Origin of the sequence: Sorangium sp. So ce590 (assembly GCF_051521365.1) — a bacterium.
Taxonomy (GTDB): Bacteria; Myxococcota_A; Polyangia; order Polyangiales; family Polyangiaceae; genus Sorangium.
On record NZ_CP150346.1, the window covers coordinates 5508230 to 5529228 of the forward strand.

At 71.7% G+C, this 20999-nt stretch carries 1 protein-coding gene; it reads right to left on the reverse strand.

Features of this window, described 5'->3' with window-relative positions:
- Positions 1-82 precede the first annotated feature (82 nt).
- A complete protein-coding gene (locus tag WMF28_RS20555) occupies positions 83-20887 on the reverse strand; it encodes a type I polyketide synthase (RefSeq protein ID WP_437603958.1) in 20805 nt (6934 codons plus the stop codon).
- Positions 20888-20999: the final 112 nt, after the last annotated feature.

A 20999-nucleotide genomic window follows, 5' to 3' on the forward strand; every position in this document is an offset into this window, starting at 1 on the left:
CGAGCTCTGCCATGCGCCGCTCGAGCAGAGCGATCGCCGCCATGGCGCGCTGAAGTCGGGTATCATCGGGCTTTGTCATAACTCACCACTTCAAAATTTCGTCGAGCTTACTGTCGATGTCCTGCATGGTCAGCGGGAGCGGGACATCCTCTTCTTGGCGGCTACCATTCTCGTGGTGGCTACCGTTCGTTCGGGCGAGCTTCGGCTCGGCGAGCTGGAGGAGCCGCTGGAGCACACCAGCTTGCTGCATCTGGCTCGCGGAGACCCGCTTGAGCACCCATTTCAACATTCCGTTCGGGTCCTCGGGAGGGCCGTCCTCCTGGGGGGAGAGGGCCGGGAGCAGGCGGCTGTCCAGCAGCCTCGCGATGGCCCGCGGCGTCGGGTAGTCAAAGACCAGTGTCGCCGGCAAGGACATCTCGGTCCGGGCGGTGAGGCGGTTGCGCAGCGCCACCGCCATCAGCGAGTCGAGCCCCAGGTCCTTCAGCACCTGGTCTGCCGCAACAGCCTCGCTGCTCGGCAGCCCGATCGCCGCGGCGACCTCGATCCGAACCAGCTCGACGAGCGAATTCATGCGCTCCGCCTCCGGCAGCACCGAGAGGCGCTCGCGGAGCGCAGACGCCTCTTTCTTCGTCGCGGAGGACGCCTTGCGCAGGCCCGGGCGCAGCAGGGACCTGAACAACGCCGGCAGCTCGCCGCTGGCCTCCAGCCCCCGCTGCAGCTGCGCAACATCGAGGTGCAAAGGCACCAGGGTCGCCTCGGAGCGCGAGAGCGCGGCGTCCAGCAGCGAAAGCCCTTCTCTCACGGACATCGGCACAAACCCGCTGCGCCGCATGCGCGACAGCTCGGCCTCGCCCAGGTGCGCTGTCATGCCCACGCCCGCTTGCGCCCAGAAGCCCCACGCCAGGCTCGTCGCCGCGAGCCCGCGGCTGCGGCGGTGCGCCGCGAGCGCGTCGAGGAAGCTGTTGGCCGCCGCGTAGTTGCTCTGGCCCGCCGTCCCAAATGTACCGGCCGCCGACGAGAACAGCACGAACGCCGAGAGGTCGAGCTCCAGCGTCAGCTCGTGCAGGTGCAGCGCCCCGTCCACCTTCGGCGCGAACACCCGTGAAATGCGCTCAGGCGTCTGCGACGACAGCACGCCGTCGTCGAGCACGCCGGCCAGGTGCAGCACCGCGGTCAGCGGGTGCGCGGCCTCGATTCCGGCCAGCACCCGCGCGACCTCCTCCCGCTCCGACACGTCACACGCCGCCACCGTCACGGTCTCGGCGCCGAGCTCCTCGAGCGATTGCACGAGCTCCCGGGCCCCGGGCGCCTCCAGCCCACGGCGCGACGTCAGCACAAGGTGCCGCACTCCGTGCTCGCGCACCAGATGCTCCGCAACGGCCTGACCCAGCTCGCCTGTTCCCCCGGTCACCAGCACGGTGCCTGCCGGGTCCAGCCCGCGAGCCGGCGTGAGCGTCTCCGCTGCCGCCTGCACGCGCACCAGGCGCGCGGCCAGCGCCGCGCCGCCGCGCAGCGCAAGCTCCGGCTCCGTCGCCATCGCCAGCGCGCGCGCCAGCAGCTCGCCGTCCACAGCCTCGGTCCCGACGTCGATCAGGCGCAGCCGGCGCTCGGGGTGCTCGTTGCGCGCCGTGCGAACAAGCCCCCACAGCGGCGCGTGCGCCAGGTCCTGGACACCGTCGCCCGGACCGGCGCTGACCGCATCCCGCGTCACCCACACCAGCTCCACCCCCTCGAGCCGGGGCTCCGACAGCCACGCTTGCAGCAGCAACAGCGCCTGCCCCGTCGCCTCGTGCGACGCCGCCACTGTCGTTCGACCGGCATTTGCAGCAGTGGCATCGACAAGCACCCGCACAGGTAGTCGGGCGCCCTGCTCGATCAGCGCGAGCAGCGCGTGGAGGCCTGCAACCGCCTCCACCCCCAGGGCCTCGGCCAGTCGTCCTCCCCCCTCCGGCGCACCGAGCACCACCAGCGAGCCCGTCTCCGAGACGGACGCCGCGAGCTCCGCAGGCTGGAAGTCCACCCGGTACAGATGCTGGACACCAGCATGGATGGCTGTCCGCATCTGCTCCGCCGTCGCCCGGCGCAGATGCAAGGCGCCGACGCTCGCCACCAGCTGGCCGGTCGGGTCAGCGACGTGCAGCGAAGTGACCTCCTGCTGTGCGCCCTGTTCCTGGAGCTCCATCCGGACCCGGAGCTCGCTCGCGCCCATGGCGTGCAGCACCACATCCGACCAGGCGAACGGCAACAAGACGGCGTCTTGCTCTGCCATCTCCGGGAAGGCCGCAACCATCGTGTGCAGCGCGGCGTCCATCAGCGCCGGATGCACGCCATAGTCCTCGGCGCTGTCCCCCGCGGCCTTGGGCAACACCACGCGGCCGAACAACGTCGTGCCTCGACGCCACAGCTCCACGAGCCCCTGGAAGGCCGGGCCGTAGTGGAGTCCACGCACCTCCAGCCGCTCGTAGAAGCCGGAGAGATCCACCGCCTCGGCGCCGGGCACTGGCCACGTCGTCAGCTCATCGAGCTCGCCAGGGGTGCCGAGGGGCTCGTCGGTCAACACGCCCGTCGCGTGCTGCACCCAGGGGGCGTCTTCCGGCCCCTGCTCCGGCTGGCTGTACAGCCCGAACTCACGCCGGCCCGCGGCGTCGGGCGCCCCGACCGAGAGCTGCAATCGCACGGCCACGTCCTCGGCGAGCACCAGCGGCTCGGCCAAGACCATCTCCGACAGCGCCCCGCTGCCCGCTGTGCGCCCGGCCGCCAGCGCGAGCTCCAGCATCCCCGTGCCCGGGAACACCACGTTACCAAACACCGCATGGTCGCGGAGCCACGGCTGCTCACCCAGCGACAGCCGGCCTGTGAACAGATGGCCGTCGCCGTCGGCCAGCTTCGTCGCCGCTCCGAGCAGCGGATGTGCTGCTGCCTTGAGCCCCGCCGAGCCCACGTCGGTACGCGCCTTCGAGATATCCAGCCAGTAGCGCTGCCGCTGGAACGCGTAGGTCGGCAGCTCCACGGACCGGCCGCCACGGCCCGACAGCACCCGTGTCCAGTCCACCTCGTGCCCCTGCACGTGCAGTTGCCCCAGCGTCCTGTACAGCTGCGACACCCCACCTTCGTCGCGCTGCAGGCTCCCCACCACCACCCCTTGCGCCTCCGCGCACGCCGTCGTCAGCGGCATCGCCAGCACCGGGTGCGCGCTCACCTCCACGAACACCCCGTGGCCGTCCTCCAGCAGCTTCGCCAGCGCTCGGTCCAGCCGCACCGTCTGCCGAAGGTTGCGGCACCAGTACTCGCCGTCCAGCCCCTCGCCGCGCGACGCCTCTCCTGTCACCGTCGAGTAAAACGGGATCTCCGTCGCCTTCGGCCTGAGCGACGACAGCTTCGCCCCCAGCTCGGGCAGCAGCGCATCCATGTGCGCGCTGTGCGACGCGTAGTCGACATTGACCCTCCGGCAGAACACACCTTCTGCCGTCAGCTCCGCCATCAGCCCGTCCACCGCCTCCACGTCCCCCGACACCACCGTCGAGCTCGACGTGTTCACCGCCGCTATCGCCAGCGCGTCGCCGTACCGCTCGATGCGCTGCTGCACCTCCGACACCGGCCGCTCGACCAGCATCATCGCCCCCACCCCCGACTGCTGCCGCACCGCCTGGCTGCGCAGCGCCACGACCCGCGCTCCCTCCGCCAGCGACAGCGCTCCGCACACCACCGCCGCCGACACCTCGCCCTGGCTGTGGCCCACCACCGCCGCGGGCTCGACCCCCAGCGAACGCCACGCCGCGGCCAGGCCCACGCACATCGCGAACAGTGCTGGCTGCACCACGTCCACCCGCTCCAGCGACGGCTGCTCCTCCCCGCCTTCTCCGCGCAGCACCGACAGCACCGACCAGCCCGTCCACGGCCGCAGCGCCGCGTCACACGCCTGCACCGCCTCCGCGAACGCCGCGCTCTGCTCCAGCAGCGCTCGGCCCATCCCCGGCCACTGGCTCCCCTGGCCGGGGAACACGAACACCACCTTGCCTCGCTCCCGCGCCTTGCCCACGGCCACCGCGCGGTGGCCGCGACCCTCTGACTGCGCGCGAAGACCCTCCACAGCTTCCGCAGCGCTCGCCGCATGCACCGACGCGCGTGCCTCGAAGTGCGTACGGTGCAGCGCTGCCGTGCGCACCACGTCCGCCCACCCCACCTCCGCGTGCTCTTCCAGCCACTTCGCCCAGCGCCCGGCCTGCGCATTCACCGCAGCCTCGTCTCGACCCGACAGCACCAGCGGCATCGCCGCAGGCGCCACCTCGGCCTTGACCTCGACGGGCTCACGCCGCGCCTCGCTGGGCGCTTCTTCGAGGATGATATGCGCGTTGGTCCCGCTGATGCCGAACGACGACACCCCGGCACGACGGACCCGGCCGTTCCGCCGCCACGGACGCGCCTCTTGAAGCAGCGACAGCCCGCTCCCCTCCCACGCGATGTGCAAGCTCGGCTGCTCCGCGTGCAGCGTCTTCGGCAGCACCTCGTGCTGCAGCGCCAGCACCATCTTGATCACGCCCGCCACACCCGCGGCCGCCTGCGCATGTCCCAGGTTCGACTTCGACGACCCCAGGTACAGAGGACGCTCGGGGCCACGCTTCGGGCCAAACACCTCCGCCAGCGCTCCGGCCTCGATCGGGTCTCCAAGGCTCGTGCCTGTCCCGTGCGCCTCCACCGCGTCGATGTCCTCGGGCGACAGACCACACGACGACAGCGCCTGCCGGATCACCCGCTGCTGGGCAGGGCCGTTCGGCGCCGTCAGACCCTGGCTGCGGCCGTCCTGGTTCACCGCCGAGCCACGGATCACCCCCAGCACTCGGTCGCCGTCGCGCTGCGCGTCAGACAGCCGCTTCAGCAACAGCATCCCGCACCCTTCGGACCAGATGACGCCGTCCGCCTGCGCCGAGAAGCTCTTGCACCGACCGTCTCGCGCAAGCCCTCGGGCACGACTGAACTCGACGAATCCCGCGGGCGTGGTCATCACCATCACCCCGCCGGTCAGGGCCAGATCACATTCGCCCTGGCGCAGCGCCGCGCACGCCAGGTGCAGCGACACAAGCGACGACGAGCACGCCGTGTCCACCGTGATCGCTGGGCCCTGAAGCCCCAGCACGTAAGCCACCCGGCCGGAAAGCACGCTCGCCGCGCTCCCCGTACCCTGGTACCCGTCCAGCGCGGCGAGGTCACCGCCGAGAAGAGCACCGTAGTCCGAGCCCATCCAGCCCAGGTATACCCCGGTGGCGCTCTCGTTCAGCATCGAGGGCCGCACGCCGGCTCGCTCCAGCGCCTCCCACGCCGTCTCCAGCACCAGCCGCTGCTGGGGATCCATCCCCTGCGCCTCGCGCGGCGAGATCCCGAAGAAGCCCGCGTCGAAGACATCGATATCCCGCAGGAATCCACCCTCGCGCACGTAGCTCTTGCCCACGACCTCCGGATCGGGGTCGTAAACAGAGAACGCGTCATAACGGGAGGGGAAGCGCTCGATCGCGTCCTTCCCTTCCGCCAGGAGACGCCAGTAGTCTTCCGGCGTCGCCACGCCCCCCGGCAGTCGGCACGCCATCGACACGATCGCGATCGCCTCGTCTTCCTTCGTCCGGCGACGCGCCCGCGCCTCCGTCACCTGCTGCTTCGAGAAAGCCTGTCTCAGGAGCAGCTCTGCAACGGCCCGCGGCGTCGGGTAGTCGAACACCAGCGTCGCCGGGAGGGGGATCTCGGCTCGGGCGCTGAGCCGACTGCGCAGCTCCACCGCCATCAACGAATCTAGCCCCAGGTCCTTCAGCACCTGATCTACCGCAACGGCCTCGCTGCGCGGCAGCCCGAGCACCGCGGCCACCTCGGCCCGAACCAGCTCGACGAGCGAGCTCAGGCGCTCCGCCTCCGGCAGCTCCGAGAGGCGCTCGCGGAGCGCCGAGGCTTCTTTCCTCGTGGCGGATGACGCCTTGCGCAGCCCAGGGCGCAGCAGCGCGCGAAGCAGCGCGGGCAGTTCGCCGCTGGCCTCCAGCCCCCGCTCCATCTGCGCAAGATCGAGGTGCACAGGCACCAGGCTCGCTTCGGGGCGCAGAAGCGCGGCGTCCAGCAGCGAAAGGCCCTCCTCGACCCGTATCGGCACAAGTCCGGCGCGCTGGATACGTGAGAGCTCCGCCCCGCCCAGGTGCGCTGTCATGCCCACGCCCGCTTGCGCCCAGAAGCCCCACGCCAGGCTCGTCGCCGCGAGCCCGCGGCTGCGGCGGTGCGCCGCGAGCGCGTCGAGGAAGCTGTTGGCCGCCGCGTAGTTGCTCTGGCCCGCCGTGCCAAACGTACCGGCCGCCGACGAGAACAGCACGAACGCCGAGAGGTCGAGCTCCAGCGTCAGCTCGTGCAGGTGCAGCGCCCCGTCCACCTTCGGCGCCAGCACCCGCGAGAGACGCTCGGGCGTCTGCGCGGTGACGACGCCATCGTCGAGCACGCCGGCCAGGTGCAGCACCGCGGTCAGCGGATGTGCGGCTTCGATGCCGGCCAGCACCCGCGCGACCTCCTCCCGCTTCGACACGTCACACGCCGCCACCGTCACGGTCTCGGCACCGAGCTTCTCCAGCTCCTGCACGAAGCCTCGGGCCCCGGGCGCCTCCAGCCCACGGCGCGACGTCACCACGAGGTGCCGCACCCCGTGCGCGCGCACCAGATGCTCCGCGACGGCCTGACCCAGCTCGCCTGTTCCTCCGGTCACCAGCACGGTGCCCGTCGGGTCCAGGCTGCGAGCCGGCGTGAGCGTCTCCGCTGCCGCCGGCACGCGCACGAGGCGCGCCGCCAGCGCAGCGCCGCCACGCAGCGCAAGCTCCGGCTCCGTCGCCGTCGCCAGCGCGCGCGCCAGCAGCCCGCCGTCCACCGTCCCGATCCCGACGTCGATCAGGCGCAGCCGGCGCTCGGGGTGCTCGCTTCGCGCCGTGCGAACAAGCCCCCACAGCGGCGCGTGCGCCAGGTCCTGGACACCGTCGCCCGGACCGGCGCTGACCGCATCCCGCGTCACCCACACCAGCTCCACCCCCTCGAGCCGGGGCTCCGACACCCACGCTTGCAGCAGCGACAGCGCCTGCCCCGTCGCCTCGTGCGACGATGTCACCATGTCCGAGCGCTGTGAGCTGCCAGCCGTCGTGTCGACCAGCACCCGCTCAGGCAATCGGGCTCCCTGCTCGATCCGCGCGAGCAATGCATCGAGGCCTGCAATCGCCTCCACACCCAGCGCTTCGTCCAGTCGCCCTCGCCCCTCGGGCGCGCAGAGCACCACCAGCGAGTCCGCCTTCGAGCCCGTCTCCACGAGGCTCACGGGCTGGAAGTCCACCCGATACAGATGCTGCGCCTCGGCACGCGGCGCTGCCCTCAGCTGCTCGGCCGTCGCCCGGCGCAGATGCAGGGCACCGACGCTCACCACCGGCTGGCCGGCGGCATCTGCGACGCTCAGCGAGGCGGCCGCCTGTGCCGAGTCTCCGGCTCCCGCGAGCTCCAGCCTCACCCGGAGCTCGCTCGCCCCCGTGGCGTGCAACACCACGTCCGACCAGGAGAAAGGCAGCAGCACGTCGTCCGGCGCTGAGTTCTCCGCAAACGCTGCGACCATCGTATGCAGCGCGGCGTCCATCAGCGCCGGATGCACCCCGTAGTCCTCGGCGCGGTCCGTCGCGTCTTCGGGCAACACCACCCGCCCGAAGAAGGTCGTGTCTCGACGCGACAGCTCCACGAGCCCCTGGAAGGCCGGGCCGTAGTGGAGTCCACGATCATGCAGCCGCTCGTAGAACCCGGAGAGGTCCACCGCCTCGGCGCCGGGCACTGGCCACGTCGTCAGCTCATCGAGCTCGCCGGAGGTGGCCAGGGTCTCGCCGGTCAACACGCCCGTCGCGTGCTGCACCCAGGGGGCGTCTTCCGGCCCCTGCTCCGGCTGGCTGTACAGCCCAAGCTCACGCCGGCCCGCGGCGTCGGGCGCGCCGACCGAGAGCTGCAATCGCACGGCCACGTCCTCGACGAGCATCAGCGGCTCGGCGATCGTGAGCTCCGACAGCGCCCCGCTGCCCACTGTGCGCCCAGCCGCCAGCGCGAGCTCCAGCATCCCCGTGCCCGGGAACACCACGTTACCAAACACCGCATGGTCGCGGAGCCACGGCTGCTCACCCAGCGACAGCCGGCCTGTGAACAGATGGCCGTCGCCGTCGGCCAGCTTCGTTGCCGCTCCGAGCAGCGGATGCCCCAACTCCCTCAAGCCCACCGAGCCCACGTCGGTACGCGCCTTCGGCGCTTCCAGCCAGTAGCGCTGCCGCTGGAACGCGTACGTCGGCAGCTCCACGGCACGACCGCCCTGACCGGACAGCACCCGCGTCCAGTCCACCTCGTGCCCCTGCACGTGCACCGTCGCAAGCGCCGTCACCAGCGCGCGCGCCTCGTCCTGCTCACGGCGCAGGCTCGTCACGAACGTCGCTTCCTCACCTTCCGGCAGGCAGCCCGCGCCCAGCGCGCACAGCACGCCATCCGGCCCGCACTCCACGTACGTGCTCATCCCCTCCGCCGCCAGTGTGCGCATCCCGTCGAGGAAGCGCACCGCCTCGCGCGCCTGCCTCACCCAGTACTCGGCCGACATCAGCGCTTCTTCGCCAGCCAGCTCGCCCGTCACGCTGCTCACCACCGCCAGCTGCGGCCGCGCGTACGTGCACTCCCGCGCCACCTTCCCGAACTCCTCCAGCATCCCGTCCATGTGCGCGCTGTGGAACGCGTGCGACACGCGCAGACGCCGCGTACGCCGGCCCTGCGCCTCCAACCGCCTCGCCACCGCGAGCACCGCGACCTCGTCCCCGCTCAGCACCGTCTGCTCCGGCGCGTTGAGCCCGGCGATGCTCAGTCGACCCTGCGCCCCAACCTCCGACAGCGCCCCCTGCACCTCCTGCTCCGAGGCCTCCACCGACACCATCGCTCCCCCGACCTCGCACCCCTGCATCAGCCGACCGCGGGCGCACACAAGCTTCGCTGCGTCCGCGAGGCTCAGCACACCCGCCACGTGCGCCGCGCTCAGCTCTCCTATCGAGTGCCCCAGCAGCGCAGCCGGCTTCAGCCCCCACGACTCCCACTGACGGTACAGCGCCACTTCCAGCGCAAACAGCCCGGGCTGCGTGTACTCCGTCCGCTCCAGCAGCGCTCCTTCCTCGCTGCCCGCGGCCGCGAACACCACCTCCCGCAGACCACGCGCGAGATGCGCGTCCAGCGCCTCGCACACCTCGTCGAACGCCGTGCGGAACACGGGGTATACTTCGTAAAGTCTCTTCCCCATCCCGAGCCGCTGGCTGCCCTGCCCCGTGAACAGCACCGCCAGCTTCCCGCCTCGCTTCGCCCTCCCGCTCACCACCGCCGCATCCGACCGCCCCGACGACAGCGCCCGAAGACCCTCCACTGCTTCCGCAGCGCTCGCCGCATGCACCGACGCCCGCGACTCGAAGTGCGTCCGGTGCAGCGCTGCCGTGCGCACCACGTCCGCCCACCCCACCTCCGCGTGCCCTTCCAGCCACTTCGCCCAGCGCCCCGCCTGCGCATTCACCGCGGCCTCGTCTCGACCCGACAGCACCAGCGGCAATAGCGCAGGCGCCGCCTCGGCCTCCACCTCGACGACCTCACGCCGCGCCTCCGCCGGCGCTTCTTCAAGGATGATATGCGCGTTGGTCCCGCTGATGCCGAACGACGACACCCCGGCACGGCGCGGGGGGCCCTCTGCGCGCCGAGGCCAGGGGGTCAGGCGATCGACCACCTGCACCGGCAGGTCCTCCCAGGGGATCCAGGGATTGCGCGGCGTGCTGTGCAGCGTCGCCGGCAGCGCCTCGTAACGGAACGCCGCCAGGATCTTGCACACCCCTGCGATGCCCGCGGCGGACTCGAGATGACCGATATTGCTCTTGACCGCGCCCAGCTGCAGCGGACGAGCCATATCCCGACCTCGCCCGTACACCGCGCCGAGCGCCTGCACCTCGATCGGGTCGCCCAGCGACGTGCCCGTACCGTGGCACTCCACCACATCGATGCTCGCCGGCTCCAGCCCCGCGTTCCGCAGCGCCGCGCGCACCACCTTCTGCTGCGCCGTGCCGTTCGGCGCCGTGATCCCGCTGCTCGCGCCGTCCTGATTGACCGCCGTGCCGCGCACCACACCCAGCACCCGCTTCCCCTGCTGCTGCGCCTCGGACAGCCGCATCAGCACCAGCACCCCGACTCCCTCGCCACGGCCATAACCGTCCGCCGCCTGCGAGAACGTCTTGCACCGCCCGTCCGGCGACACCGCGCGCGTGCGCGACAGCAGCACAAACCCCGCCGGGTTCGCCAGCACCTGCACACCTGCCGCCAGCGCCACCTCGCAGTCGCCCCGGCGCAGCGCGTCGCACGCCAGGTGCAGCGCTACCAGCGACGAGCTGCAGGCCGTGTCGGTCGACACCGCAGGGCCTTGCAGCCCGAGGTGGTAGGCCACCCGTCCCGCAGCAAAGCTCAGCGCCGTCCCCGTCAGCGCATACGCATCTTCGTTCGCGCTCTTTCCTCGGTAGCTCGCGTATTCGCTCGGCGCCACGCCCACGAACACTCCCGTGTCCGAGCCCTTCAGGTGCTCTGGACGCACCCCCGCGTCCTCCAGGGCGCTCCACGCCGTCTCCAGCAGCAGCCGGTGCTGCGGATCCATCGGCTCCGCCTCCCGCGGGCTTATCCCGAAGAACCCGGGGTCGAACGACGCCACGTCGTCGAGCAGCGACGCGCTCCGCACGTACGTCTTGCCATTCGCGTCGGGGTCAGGATCGTACAGCGCCTCGATGTCGAAGCGGTCGGCCGGGATCGGCCGCCGCGTATCCCGCTCTTCGACCAGCACCTGCCAGAAGCTCTCCAGGTCGCTCGCTCCGCCAGGCATGCGCAGGCCCACGCCCACGATCGCTATCGGCGTGCTCCACCCCTCTCCCCGGCTCACCTCGCGCACCACCGGCTCCGGCCGCGGCTGAGGTGTGAGCTGCTCCAGCAGCCAGCGCGCCACTTCGCTCTGTGTCGGATGATCGAAGCTCAGCGTGCTCGATACCGTCATGCCCGTGCGCTTCTGCAGCCGCTTCGACAGCTCCACCGCCATCAGCGAATCCAGCCCGAGGTCCACAAAGCCACGGTCCGGGTCAAGCCGGCTCGGGTCCGGCATGCCCAGCACCGCGGCCGTCTCGCTCGCCACCAGCTGACGAACCTGCTCGCGCCGCTCTGCCTCGCTCAGGCCCAGCAAGGTGTCTCTCAGCGCGGTCCCGCCTGCGGCCGGCTGCGGGCCGCGGCTCTCCTGCGCCCGCCGCGCCTCCTCGATCCCGTCCAGCAGCGGCCTCGGCCGCGCCGCGCTGAACGACGGCGCGAAGCGCGACCAGTCCACGTCCGCGATCGCCACCGACGTGCGCCCCAGCCGCAGCGCCATCTCCAGCCCGGCAAGCGCCTTGTCGGGCGACATCACCGCGACCCCGCGGCTCCGCAGCTGCGACTCGACCTCTCTGGTCACCATCCCTTCTCCCGCCCAGGGGCCCCAGTGCAGCACCGTCGCAGCCTGCCCTCGCGCGCGCCGGTACCGCGCGAGCGCGTCCAGCCCTGCGTTCGCTGCGCCGTACGCGCCCTGCGCCCCGGAGCCCCACAGCCCGGCGATGCTGCCATAGAGCACGAACGCATCCAGCTCCCGCTTCCCCAGCAGCTGATGCAGGTGCCACGCCCCCTTCACCTTCGCCGCGAGCTCCTGCCCGAGCTGCTCAGGCTCGAGCTCTCGCAGCGGAACACGGCGGCCTATCCCCGCGAGGTGCGCCACCGCCCTCAGCGGCGCTTCGTCCTGCTCCAGCTCCGCGAGCAGCGCCTCCAGCTGCGCCCGCTCCGACACGTCACACGCCGCCAGCGTCACCCGAATGCCCCGCGCCACAAGCTCGTCCCGCAGCTCGCTCGCCCCGGGCGCCGACGCGCCGCTGCGCGACGCCAGCACGAGGTGCTCTGCGCCACGCCCGGCCAGCCAGCGGGCAAGATGACCTCCGAGCCCGCCCACGCCTCCCGTGATGAGCACCGTGCCGCGCGGCTTCCAGCCCCCGCCCTCGCCCTCGCCCTCGCCGCGCACACGCACAATGCGCCTCACGAGGCGCCCGCCGCGCCGCACCGCCACCTGATCTTCGTTGTCCTCGGACACAAGCGTGGTCAGCACGTGCTGCATCACGCCCGCGTCCAGCTCCGCCGGCACGTCCAGCAGCCCGCCCCAGCGCTCGGGGTGCTCCAGCCCCACCGTCCGTCCCAGTCCCCACGTCAGCGCCTGCAACGGGTGCACCACCGCTTCGCTTGCCTCGGTGCTGACCGCTCCCTGCGTCAACAACCACAGCCGCGCGCCGATCCCGGCATCGCCGAGCGCCTGCACCACCGCCAGCGCCTGGTACAGACCGCGGGGCGCCTCCTCTTGCTCCAGCGCGCCTTCCTCGCCTGAGGCCGTGAGCGCGATGACGCCACGCAGCTCGCTCTTCTCCTTTCTCAGGCGCGCTTGCTCTCTCAGCCACGCTGCGAGCTGCGCTCGCTCCGCGGTCGCGATGTGCACGATCACCTCGGCCCCCGCGGCGTCGAGCGCACCACGCACCGCCTCCGCAAGCTCTCCGGCGAGCGGAGATGACACCACGAGCCAGGTGCCCCTCACATCCGGACTACCCGTCACAGGCGTCGGATGGCTCTGCCACGCTTCCTCGTACAGCCAGCTCGCCGCCGCCGCTTCTGCGTGCTTTCTCTGGCGCCACGCCGCGAGGTACGGCAGCAGCGGCCCGACGCTGGCGCGCACGTCGTCAGGCAGCTCCAGCAGCTCCGCAACGCCTTCGCCTTCCTGCACCGCGTTCCACAACGCACGCTCCGGCCACGAGACATTCACCTCCGCCGCCGTGCTCTTCGGCGCTTCCAGCCAGTAGCGCTGCCGCTGGAACGCGTACGTCGGCAGCTCCACGGCACGACCGCCCTGACCGGACAGCACCCGCGTCCAGTCCACCTCGTGCCCCTGCACGTGCACCGTCGCAAGCGCCGTCACCAGCGCGCGCGCCTCGTCCTGCTCACGGCGCAGGCTCGTCACGAACGTCGCTTCCTCACCTTCCGGCAGGCAGCCCGCGCCCAGCGCGCACAGCACGCCATCCGGCCCGCACTCCACGTACGTGCTCATCCCCTCCGCCGCCAGTGTGCGCATCCCGTCGAGGAAGCGCACCGCCTCGCGCGCCTGCCTCACCCAGTACTCGGCCGACATCAGCGCTTCTTCGCCAGCCAGCTCGCCCGTCACGCTGCTCACCACCGCCAGCTGCGGCCGCGCGTACGTGCACTCCCGCGCCACCTTCCCGAACTCCTCCAGCATCCCGTCCATGTGCGCGCTGTGGAACGCGTGCGACACGCGCAGACGCCGCGTACGCCGGCCCTGCGCCTCCAACCGCCTCGCCACCGCGAGCACCGCGGCCTCGTCCCCGCTCAGCACCGTCTGCTCCGGCGCGTTGAGCCCGGCGATGCTCAGTCGACCCTGCGCCCCAACCTCCGACAGCGCCCCCTGCACCTCCTGCTCCGAGGCCTCCACCGACACCATCGCTCCCCCGACCTCGCACCCCTGCATCAGCCGACCGCGGGCGCACACAAGCTTCGCTGCGTCCGCGAGGCTCAGCACACCCGCCACGTGCGCCGCGCTCAGCTCTCCTATCGAGTGCCCCAGCAGCGCAGCCGGCTTCAGCCCCCACGACTCCCACTGACGGTACAGCGCCACTTCCAGCGCAAACAGCCCGGGCTGCGTGTACTCCGTCCGCTCCAGCAGCGCTCCTTCCTCGCTGCCCGCGGCCGCGAACACCACCTCCCGCAGACCACGCGCGAGATGCGCGTCCAGCGCCTCGCACACCTCGTCGAACGCCGCGCGGAACACGGGGTATACTTCGTAAAGTCTCTTCCCCATCCCGAGCCGCTGGCTGCCCTGCCCCGTGAACAGCACCGCCAGCTTCCCGCCTCGCTTCGCCCTCCCGCTCACCACCGCCGCATCCGACCGCCCCGACGACAGCGCCCGAAGACCCTCCACTGCTTCCGCAGCGCTCGCCGCATGCACCGACGCCCGCGACTCGAAGTGCGTCCGGTGCAGCGCTGCCGTGCGCACCACGTCCGCCCACCCCACCTCCGCGTGCCCTTCCAGCCACTTCGCCCAGCGCCCCGCCTGCGCATTCACCGCGGCCTCGTCTCGACCCGACAGCACCAGCGGCAATAGCGCAGGCGCCGGCTCGGCCTCCACCTCGGCGACCTCACGCCGCGCCTCCGCCGGCGCTTCTTCAAGGATGATATGCGCGTTGGTCCCGCTGATGCCGAACGACGACACCCCGGCACGACGGACCCGGCCGTTCCGCCGCCACGGACGCGCCTCTTGGAGCAGCGACAGCCCGCTCCCCTCCCACGCAACGTGCGGGCTCGGCTGCTCCGCGTGCAGCGTCTTCGGCAGCACCTCGTGCTGCAGCGCCAGCACCATCTTGATCACGCCCGCCACGCCGGCGGCCGCCTGCGCATGTCCGAAGTTCGACTTCGACGAGCCCAGGTACAGCGGACGCTCGGGGCTACGCTTCGGGCCAAACACCTCTGCCAGCGCTCCGGCCTCGATCGGATCTCCGAGGCTCGTGCCCGTACCGTGCGCCTCCACCGCGTCGATGTCCTCGGGCGACAGACCACACGACGACAGCGCCTGCCGGATCACCCGCTGCTGGGCAGGGCCGTTCGGCGCCGTCAGGCCCTGGCTGCGGCCGTCCTGGTTCACCGCCGAGCCACGGATCACCCCCAGCACTCGGTCGCCGTCGCGCTGCGCATCAGACAGCCGCTTCAGCAACAGCATCCCGCACCCCTCGGCCCAGCCCGCGCCGTCCGCCTGCGCCGAGAAGCTCTTGCACCGGCCGTCTCGGGACATCCCCTTGAGACGGCTGAATTCCACAAACAGCGCGGGGGTGCTCATGACCGTGACCCCGCCGACCAGCGCCAGGTCGCACTCGCCCTGGCGCAGCGCCGTGCACGCCAGGTGCAGCGACACAAGCGACGACGAGCACGCCGTGTCCACCGTGATCGCAGGCCCCTGCAACCCGAGCACGTACGCCACACGGCCCGAGAGGATGCTCGCCGCGCTCCCGATGCCCCGGTACCCGTCCAGCGCCTTCAGATCGACGGTGTGAAGAGCACCGTAGTCCGAGCCCATCGAACCCAGGTACACTCCGGTGGCGCTCCCGCTCAGCGCCGACGGGCGCACGCCGGCCCGCTCCAGCGCCTCCCACACCGTCTCCAGCACAAGCCGGTGCTGGGGGTCCATCGACTGCGCCTCGCGCGGCGATATCCCGAAGAAGTCCGCGTCGAACAGGTCGATGCCCCGTACAAACCCACCCTCGCGCGCGTAGCTCTTGCCCTCCGCCTCCGGATCGGGGTCGTAGACCGAAAGCCCGTCCCAGCGCGCTGGGAGGCCTTCGATCGCGTCCTTCCCCTCGGCCAGGAGACGCCAGTAGTCTTCCGGCGTCGCAACGCCTCCCGGCAACCGGCACGCCATCGACACGATCGCGATCGCCTCGTCTTTCCCCGCACGACGACGCCCCCGCGCCCGCGCTTCCTTCACCTGCAGCCCCGAGAACACCTGCTTCAGCAGCAGCCCTGCAATGGCCCACGGCGTCGGGTAGTCAAAGACCAGCGTCGCCGGCAAGGACGTCTCGGTACGGGACGTGAGGCGGTTGCGAAGCGCCACCGCCATCAGCGAGTCGAGCCCCAGATCTTTGAGCACCTGATCCGCTGCCACAGCCTCGCTGCGCGGAAGCCCTATCACGGCCGCAACCTCGCCCCGCACCAGCTCGACGAGCGCGTTCAGCCGCTCCACCTCCGGCAGCGCCGAGAGGCGCTCGCGGAGCGCCAAGGCGTCTCGCCTCGTTGCCGAGGACACCTTGCGCAAGCTGGGCCGCAACAGCGCCCGAAACAGCGCCGGCAGCTCGCCGCTGGCCTCCAGCCCACGCTGCAGCTGCGCGAGATCCAGGTGCACAGGGACCAGGCTCGCTTCAGGGCGCAAAAGCGCGGCGTCCAGCAGCGAGAGCCCCTCTTCCACCGGCATCGGCACGAACCCGTTGCGCCTCATGCGCGACAGCTCGGCCTCGCCCAGGTGCGCTGTCATCCCCACGCCCGCCTGTGTCCAGAAGCCCCACGCGAGGCTCGTCGCCGCGAGCCCGCGGCCGCGACGGTGCGCCGCGAGCGCGTCGAGGAACGTGTTCGCCGCCGCGTAGTTGCTCTGGCCCGCCGTGCCAAACGTACCGGCCACCGACGAGAACAGCACGAACGCCGCGAGATCGAGCTCCCGCGTCAGCTCGTGCAGGTGCAGCGCCCCGTCCACCTTCGGCGCCAGCACCCGCGAGAGGCGCTCGGCCGTCTGGGCGGCGAGGACGCCGTCGTCGAGCACGCCGGCCAGGTGCAGCACCGCGTTCAGCGGCCGCGCCGCGTCGATGCCGGCCAGCACACGCGCGACCTCCTCCCGCTTCGACACGTCGCACGCAGCCACCGTCACCGTCTCGGCGCCGAGCTCCTCGAGCGACCGCACAAGCTCGCGTGCCCCGGGCGCCTCCAGCCCGCGGCGCGACGTCAGCACAAGGTGCCGCACCCCGTGCGCGCGCACCAGGTGCGCCGCGACCGCCTGACCCAGCTCCCCTGTCCCGCCGGTCACCAGCACCGTGCTCGCGGGATCCAGCCCGCGGGCTCCTCGGGTGAGCTCTTCCGCTGCCGCCTGCACGCGCACAAGGCGCGCGGCCAGCGCCGCGCCGCCGCGCAGCGAAAGCTCCGGCTCCGCCGTCATCACCAGCGCGCGCGCCAGCAGCTCGCCGTCCACAGGCTCGGTCCCGACATCGATCAAGCGCAGCCGGCGCTCGGGGTGCTCGCTTCGCGCCGTGCGAACAAGCCCCCACAGCGGCGCGTGCGCCAGGTCCTGGACACCGTCGCCCGGAGCGGCGCTGACCGCATCCCGCGTCACCCACACCAGCTCCACCCCCTCGAGCCGGGGCTCCGACAGCCATGCTTGCAGCAGCGACAGCGCCTCTCGTGTCGCCTCGTGCGACGCCTCCGCCTCGCCCGACTGGCTGAGAGAGGCAGCAGTGACATCGACCACCACCCACGCAGGCGCGCTCGCGCCCTGCTCGAGGCGCGCAACCAATGCATCGAGATCGGCAATCGCCTCCGCCCCCAGGGCTTCGGCGAGCCTCCCGCGTCCCTCCGCTGCACCGAGGACCACCAGCGAGCCCGCCTCCAGGGGGGCCGCCGTGAGCTCCACAGGTTGGAAGCTCACCCGGTACATATGCTGGATTCCAGAGTGAATCGCTGTCCACAGCTGCTCGGCCGTCGCCCGGCGCAGATGCAGAGCGCCGATCTCCGCCACCGGCTGCCCCGCGGAGTCTGCGACTTGCAGCGAAGCGGTGTCCTGGTGTGCGCCTCGGTCCTGGATCTCCACCCGGACCCGAAGCTCGCTCGCCCCCGTCGCGTGCAGCGCCACGTCCGACCAGGCAAACGGCACGAGCACCTCGTTCGCCCCTGGGCTCTCGGAGAGGGCCGCGACCATCGTGTGGAGCGCGGCGTCCATCAACGCCGGGTGCACCCCATACGCCTCCGCGCTGTCCTTCTCGGTCCCCGGCAGCACCACCCGACCGAAGTAGGTTGTGCCTTGGCGCCACAGCTCCACGAGCCCTTGAAACGCCGGGCCGTAGTGGAGCCCGCGCTCACGCAGCCGCTCGTAAAGCCCGGACAGGTCCACCGCCTCCGCGCCCGGCACAGGCCACGTCGACAGCTCGTCGAGCTCGTCAGGAACGCCGGGGGTCTCGTCCGTCAACACCCCCATGGCGTGCTGCACCCACGGGGCGTCCTCCGGGGCCTGCTCGGGCTGGCTGTACAGCCCGACCTCGCGCCGGCCCGCCGCGTCCGGCATTCCGATCATCACCTGCAGCCGCGCCGCGCCCTCCTCGGCCAGCACCAGCGGCTCGGCCAGAACCAGCTCCGACAGCGACCGGCTGCCCACCGCGCGCCCCGCCGCCAGCACCAGCTCCAGCATGCCCGTGCCCGGAAGCACCACCTTGCCAAACAGCTCATGATCCCGGAGCCACGCATGCTCCGCCAGCGACAGCCGCCCTGTGAACAGGTGCCCCTCGCCGTCGGCGAGCTTCATCGCGGCGCCGAGCAGCGGATGGCCGGCCGCCGTCAGGCCCGCCGAGCTCACGTCACCGCGCCCCCTCGGCGCCTCCAGCCAGTAGCGCTGCCGCTGAAACGCGTACGTCGGCAGCTCCACGGACCGACCGCCACGGCCCGACAGCACCCGTGTCCAGTCCACCTCGTGCCCCTGCACGTGCAGCTGCCCCAGCGTCCTGTACAGCTGCGACACCCCACCTTCGTCGCGCTGCAGGCTCCCCACCACCACGCCCTGCGCCTCCGCGCACGCCGTCGTCAGCGGCATCGCCAGCACCGGGTGCGCGCTCACCTCCACGAACACCCCGTGGCCGTCCTCCAGCAGCTTCGCCAGCGCTCGGTCCAGCCGCACCGTCTGCCGAAGGTTGCGGCACCAGTACTCGCCGTCCAGCCCCTCGCCGCGCGACACCTCTCCTGTCACCGTCGAGTAAAACGGGATCTCCGTCGCCTTCGGCCTGAGCGACGACAGCTTCGCCCCCAGCTCGGGCAGCAGCGCATCCATGTGCGCGCTGTGCGACGCGTAGTCGACATTGACCTTCCGGCAGAACACACCTTCTGCCGTCAGCTCCGCCATCAGCCCGTCCACCGCCTCCACGTCCCCCGACATCACCGTCGAGCTCGACGTGTTCACCGCCGCTATCGCCAGCGCGTCGCCGTACCGCTCGATGCGCTGCTGCACCTCCGACACCGGCCGCTCGACCAGCATCATCGCCCCTGACCCCGACCGCTGACGCACCGCCTGGCTGCGCAGCGCCACGACCCGCGCTCCCTCCGCCAGCGACAGCGCTCCGCATACCACCGCCGCCGACACCTCGCCCTGGCTGTGGCCCACCACCGCCGCAGGCTCGACCCCCAGCGAACGCCACGCCGCGGCCAGGCCCACGCACATCGCGAACAGCGCTGGCTGCACCACGTCCACCCGCTCCAGCGACGGCTGCTCCTCCCCGCCTTCTCCGCGCAGCACCGACAGCACCGACCAGCCCGTCCACGGTCGCAGCGCCTCATCGCACGCCTGCACCGCCTCCGCGAACGCCGCGCTCTGCTCCAGCAGCGCCCGGCCCATCCCCGGCCACTGGCTCCCCTGGCCGGGGAACACGAACACCACCTTGCCTCGCTCCCGCGCCGTGCCCACCGACGCCGCCCGGTGGCCGCGCCCCTGCGACAGCGCCCTCAGCCCCTCCACCGCCTCCGATACGCTCGCCGCCTGCACCGACGCGCGCGAGGCGAAGTGCGTCCGGTGCAGCGCCGCCGTCCTCACCACGTCCGACCAACGCACCTCCCCGTGCTCGCCGAGCCATGTCGCCCAGCGCTCCGCCTGCGCCGCCACCGAGGCCTCGTCTCGCCCCGACAGCACCAGCGGCATCGCAACACCCTCTGCCGCCGCCGCCGCCGCCGGCTCGCGCACCGCCTCCAACGGCGCCTCTTCGAGGATGACATGCGCGTTCGTCCCGCTGATGCCGAACGACGATACGCCCGCGCGGCGCGCCCGGCCGTTACGCGGCCACCGACGCGCCTCTTGCAGCAACGACAGCCCGCTCCCCTCCCACGCGATGTGCGGGCTCGGCTGCTCCGCGTGCAGCGTCCTCGGCAGCACCTCGTGCTGCATCGACAGCACCATCTTGATCACACCCGCCACGCCCGCCGCAGGCCCCGCATGCCCCAGGTTCGATTTCGACGAGCCCAGGTACAGCGGCCGCTCGGCCTTGCGCCCAGGCCCGAACACCTCCGCAAGCGCTCCGGCCTCGATCGGATCTCCGAGGCTCGTGCCCGTCCCATGCGCCTCCACCACGTCGATGTCCCCGGGCGACAGCCGGCACGACGAGAGCGCCTGCTCGATCACCCGCTGCTGCGAGGGGCCGTTCGGCGCCGTCAGACCCTGGCTGCGACCGTCCTGGTTCACCGCTGACCCACGGACCACCGCCAGCACACGGTCCCCGTCGCGCTGCGCGTCCGAGAGCCGCTTCAGCACCAGGATCCCGCATCCCTCGGACCAGATGACGCCGTCCGCTCGCGCAGAGAAGCTCTTGCAGCGACCGTCCCGTGCAAGGCCCTTGAGGCGGCTGAACTCCACGAATCCCGCAGGCGTGGTCATCACGATCACCCCGCCGGTCAAGGCCAGATCGCACTCGCCCTGACGCAGCGCCGTGCACGCCAGGTGCAGCGACACAAGCGACGACGAGCACGCCGTGTCCACCGTGATCGCTGGGCCCTGCAGTCCGAGCACATAAGCCACACGGCCTGAGAGCACGCTCGCCGCGCTCCCGGTGCCCCGGTACCCGTCCAGCGCCTCCAGGTCGCCGCCGTGAAGAGCACCGTAGTCCGAGCCCATCCAGCCCAGGTACACCCCGGTGGCGCTCTCGCTCAGCGCCGACGGGGGCACGCCGGCCCGCTCCAAGGCCTCCCACGCCGTCTCCAGCACAAGCCGCTGCTGGGGGTCCATCGCCTGCGCCTCGCGCGGCGATATCCCGAAGAATCCCGCATCGAACAGGTCGATGTCCCGCAGGAATCCCCCCTCGCGCACGTAGGTCTTGCCCACCGCCTCCGGATCGGGGTCGTAGACCGAAAGCGCATCCCAGCGCGCAGGGAAGACCTCGATCGCGTCTTTCCCTTCCTCCAGGAGACGCCAGTAGTCTTCCGGCGTCGCGACGCCCCCCGGCAACCGGCACGCCATCGACACAATGGCGATGGGCCCTGAACGGAGCTCTGAGTGGCTGGCCTGCAGCCGCTGCAACTCTTTCAATGCACGGGTCAACGCCTCACGAAGCGTAGGAGAGGCGGAGCTG